The organism is Nostoc sp. (genome assembly GCF_036917415.1).
GTDB lineage: Bacteria > Cyanobacteriota > Cyanobacteriia > Cyanobacteriales > Nostocaceae > Nostoc.
Map to the genome: position 1 here is coordinate 1 of NZ_JBALDJ010000023.1, position 4,684 is coordinate 4,684.

3 protein-coding genes are annotated in these 4,684 nt (G+C 37.5%); 2 read left to right on the forward strand and 1 reads right to left on the reverse strand.

Annotation, left to right across the window (positions count from 1 at the left end; translation table 11 throughout):
* Positions 1-12: 12 nt before the first annotated feature.
* Complete coding sequence (locus tag V7K41_RS02895) at positions 13-2,835, forward strand: nSTAND1 domain-containing NTPase (RefSeq protein WP_334845645.1); 2,823 nt, start codon at positions 13-15, stop codon at positions 2,833-2,835.
* Positions 2,836-2,853: 18 nt separating this feature from the next.
* Here the strand turns inward: V7K41_RS02895 and V7K41_RS02900 are convergent, their stop codons facing one another.
* Positions 2,854-4,026 (reverse strand): C1 family peptidase, encoded by a 1,173-nt coding sequence (locus tag V7K41_RS02900; protein ID WP_334845643.1) that lies wholly within the window; start codon positions 4,024-4,026, stop codon positions 2,854-2,856.
* 401 nt (positions 4,027-4,427) lie between these two features.
* Between V7K41_RS02900 and V7K41_RS02905 the strand changes: the two genes are divergently transcribed.
* Positions 4,428-4,684 (forward strand): sugar phosphate nucleotidyltransferase (locus V7K41_RS02905; protein WP_334845644.1); only part of this gene is annotated, 257 nt, incomplete at its 3' end.

Below are 4,684 nucleotides of genomic sequence, written 5' to 3' on the forward strand. Positions count from 1 at the left end.
CGTTCGATTACTTTGGTAACTTATCCCCAATTAGATATTCCTACAGTAGTCAAAATTGCTTTCAATCAGGAAAATCCTTATCGGGGACTTTATGCATTTGAATCAGAACAAGCACAATATTTTTGTGGACGAGATGCAGCAGTTCGTACACTAATTTCGCGTTTAGCAGAGAGTCGATTTTTGGCTGTAATTGGCTATTCAGGTAGTGGTAAATCTTCCTTAGTAAAAGCGGGTTTGTTACCGCAACTGAAAGGCGATCGCCTTCCAGGAAGCAGTCAATGGGAAATTGCATCTTTTACACCAGGAGAACATCCTCTAGGTAAATTGGTTGATATTTTGACTCGACAACAACAGCAAAATCAGCCGCATCTATTATTTATCGATCAATTTGAAGAAATATTTACCCTTTGTCAAGACGATGAGGAACGCAAAACTTTTATCCGCTTAATAGCACAGGAAGTAAAAAAGACTGAGGTAGAAACGCGGATAATTTTGACAATTCGCGGTGATTTCTTAAATCGTTGTGCTGACTATCGAGAAATTATTACTCTCATTAATAATATTCCTCCCACATCATTCATCATCACACCGATGTCTTTTGCTGAGTTAGAAGAAGCAATTGAAAAACCAGCAAAATTACATGGGGTAACATTTGAGCGTGGTTTAGTTTCACAAATTTCCGCCGATGTCGTCAACCGTCCTGGTGTATTACCTATACTGCAATATGCACTTAAAGAGTTGTGGCGAGTTTGCATTGAAGAACCTGAATCGCCAGAACCGCTTTTAACTCGTAAAGGTTATGAAGAAATTGGTGGGGTTAAAGGAGCTTTGGATAAACGAGCGACAATTTTATATCAAAGTTTAACGACTATAGATCAAGCCTTTGCGCGTCGCTTGTTTATGGAATTGGTACAGTTAGCTGAAACTGGAGAAGTGACGCGGCGGCGTGCTAGCTGGGATAGATTAGAAGTAGTTGCAGATTCTCCACAACAATTGCAAAGGGTTGTAGGATTACTGGCAGGTTCTCAACAAAGGTTAATTATCACCGATCAAAATACTGTAGAAGTTGCTCATGAAGCGCTTTTATCTGAGTGGAAATTATTAAATACTTGGATTGCTGAAAACCTGGAGAATATTCGCCTAAATCGTTCTTTAGAGGAAGATTGCCAGGAATGGCAACAAAGGTTTAATAAATCGGATGAAGCACTATTGGTAGGTGCAAAATTGGCTGTAATTTCTGAGTGGATGAATAAGACTCAGCCAAGACTTACGCCATTAGAATCAGATTTTTTGCATAAGAGTTTAGAGAAACGCGACAGAGAAATTCAAGCGCAACTAGAGCAGGAACGTCAATTGCGAGAAGCCGCAGAAGCCAGAGCCAACGCGGAAGGGGAAAAAGTTAAACAGGAAAAAGCCAAAGCTAAAGCTGAAAGGCAAAGAACTCAAGCATTTGCAGCTTTAGCAGCTGTATCAATTACATTAGCAGGTTTGTGGGTTAAATCCGAAAAGGATAATGCAGAAGTAAGAAAAATAGGAGAAGTCAATACATGGATTAAAGTCTCTCAAATATTACTTGATGCCGATAAGCAACTTGAAGCATTAATGGCAAGTGTGCAAGGACTACAGCAATTAAAAAAGGTAGATGGAAAACACACTGAACAACTTAAACAACTGCAATCAATAATTTATAAAGTGCGAGAGCATAATAGATTAGAAGGGCATCAAGGTTCAGTTTATGGTGTAAGTTTTAGTCCTGATAGTAAAATAATTGCATCTGGTGGTGCTGACGGAATTATTAAAATTTGGGATAGCAATGGCAAATTTTTATATGATCTTCCACACCAAAAAAAAGAATTTTGGCGTGTAATATTTAGTCATCATGGTAAATTACTAGCTTCTGCAAGCACTGATGGAACTGTTAAGCTTTGGAGTATTGAATCGAAGAAAAACAAACTCATAAATACTTTTTCTGGTCATCAAGGACTTGTTACTGATATTAGTTTTAGTCATGATGACAAACTAATTGCCTCTACTGATCAAAATGGAATTATAAAAATTTGGAATACTGAAGATCAACGAAAGCAGCCAAAAGTAGAAAATGAACTAAATATGAGAGATATTTTTATAAAACAAGGAGATAGTGTTCCTGGCAAAAAATATGAGATTTATAGTCTAGACTTTGATCATTATGATAATTCAAAAATTGTTTATGGAGGTAATGACGGTATGATCAGACTTTGGAATGTTAATAAAATTAATAGACTAGAAACTGTTGGGGATCAGGGCGAGATAGTAAAAGTAGTAAAGTTTAGTTCGCAAGCAAATATACTTGCTTCTGCTGGTCTTAAAGGTACAATAAAGATTTGGAATACTAAAATTAGAATTAACAAACCCCTGGTGTTTTTCAATACTAGTAATAAAGCTAATGATAAAGCTCCTGATAATACAATCTACGGGTTAGATTTTTCTCCTGACGGGCATAAACTTGCTTCTGGTGGCAATGATGAAACTGTTAAAGTGTGGAATGTAGATAGAGCTATACAAAGTTATAGTCCTAGAGAAGCATTTTTGCTAGAAGCTCTAAAAGGACATACTAATGGGGTTAATCAATTAGCATTTAGCCATGATGGTAAGATAATAGCATCTTCCAGTGATGATGGAACTGTCAGGCTTTGGCTCTGGCACTTAGATAAAAGAGATGATGTTGCTCCTGATGGAGAAAAATTGTTAAACTATAGCTGCAATTTTTTAAAAGAATACTTACAGACTAATAAGAATATACCAGATTGGTTATTCATCCAATCTGGTGGTATGTGTAAAATTGGCAAAAAATGAAAAGATTCTTGTTACTAATTATTGATTTGTTTTCTTATTTGTTGAGGTATTATTCTGAGTTTGAACAGGAAGAAGTTCGGCAGGTTTAGGCTTAGGAGGAGACTCTAGAATTGTAGTTTTATGTTTCGGTTGTTCTGAAGGCTTTTTACTTTTATCTCCTAGTAAAACACCATCGTTAGCTATCAAGCCAAACTGCCCCTCATCAATCCACTCATTTTTCAGTAATGACCACCAGTCAGTAGCTAACCCTTGTAACACATACTCGTAGGGTAGCCAACCATAACCATCTTCACCCCAATCTTCACCCCAGCAATTTCTAATTAGGAAAGCTCCTTTAGGCGGACAATTTTCGTTAGAATTGTTATTTGAATTATAGTTGGGATGCTCAATTTCCTTATTGTCGTCATAACCAACGGCGACAACTGCATGACCACCCAGTATCTTTTCGCCTACACTAGGATAAAGAATGTTTCCTGTTTCTACAGTTTTCTTATTAAAAATAGAACTATAGGTTGTAAATCCAAACATTGCAGGGAAGCCAGCAGCTAAAAAAGCTTTTATTTGAACTAACGCTTGTTCTTTTGGAAGTTTAGGTAAGTCAAGCCTAAAATACTGAAGTGCTTGATAATTCTGGGCATAGGCATAGCAAAAAGCCGATGGTTCTTCGTCAAAATTCTCAATCTCATAAGGCCAATATTCCTCTGGAAGTATGCCAAAAAGTGCCATTGCTTTCATTGTGAAACGGGTCGATGCTCCAGTGTCTCCAGTTAAGTGCATCAGTTTACGTGCAACTTTGTAAAGAAAGAGGCTGGAAGCATGCATATCTTCGCCCATTGCCTTTTTTTGAAAATATTTTACTAAGGCAACCCCAGCTATTGCTGTGCATGACTTGAGGTTTCCTTGCTCCTCAATTGGAGAACACCATTCTCGCAAATCGGCATCAGATGGTAAAGATATTGGATATTGCAAACTCGCCAAACTTTGGTCTATTGATTCTTTCAAAGGTAAAAGCAAGCTAGTTTGCTTTTTATCTTCTTTCCCATTCTCTATTTGTAATTTGCAATCATTTATCAAAGTTGCTTTTTGGAGTTTGATTCTTTCTTTGTTCTTAGAGTCTTCGGTTATCTTCTTTGGGCAATAGTCTCTAAAATCTGGACGATCTGGCAACCAACCCATTCTAAAGTTCGGCATCTGTCTGTACCCTGTTTTAAATATCTTAATAAGTTAGCTTAATAGCTAGCTTTTAGCTGACTGTAAGTGAATACACTCTAAAAATATTGTTTTACGGATTACACATATAATTTTTTAGATTTATTTTTATAACGAGGTTTGTTACAGACTATTTACCTTTTTCGCTTGTAAACTGTCTCACAGAGATAAAATTCTACGCGAGGGACGTGTAGTCGAGGCTTCCTATCACTTTTCACCTTGATTAATACAAATGTTCTAATTAGTTCTTTGCTAGCAGTGCTATCCATCACCAACAGCATTCTGTAAAATTCATCCCTAAGAATCAGACGATCCCCCTTACCTGTGGTGGCAGACAGTCCTAAACTGAAGATGAGAGTTGAAAGGCAGTCTGGAGAAATTTTGTGAAAAAAGTATTATCAATCATCCTTGGTGGTGGCGCGGGTACTCGACTTTACCCACTAACCAAACTACGCGCTAAACCAGCAGTACCAGTAGCGGGGAAATACCGCCTAATCGATATCCCTGTCAGTAACTGCATCAATTCCGAAATATTCAAAATCTATGTCCTGACACAATTCAACTCAGCTTCCCTGAATCGTCACATCGCCCGTACCTACAACTTTACTGGCTTCAATGAAGGGTTTGTGGAAGTGCTAGC

What these genes read in the sequence shown, in the direction of transcription:
- V7K41_RS02900 (WP_334845643.1), bottom strand. Translation starts at nt 4,026, where the DNA reads ATGCCGAACTTTAGAATGGGTTGGTTGCCAGATCGTCCAGATTTTAGA.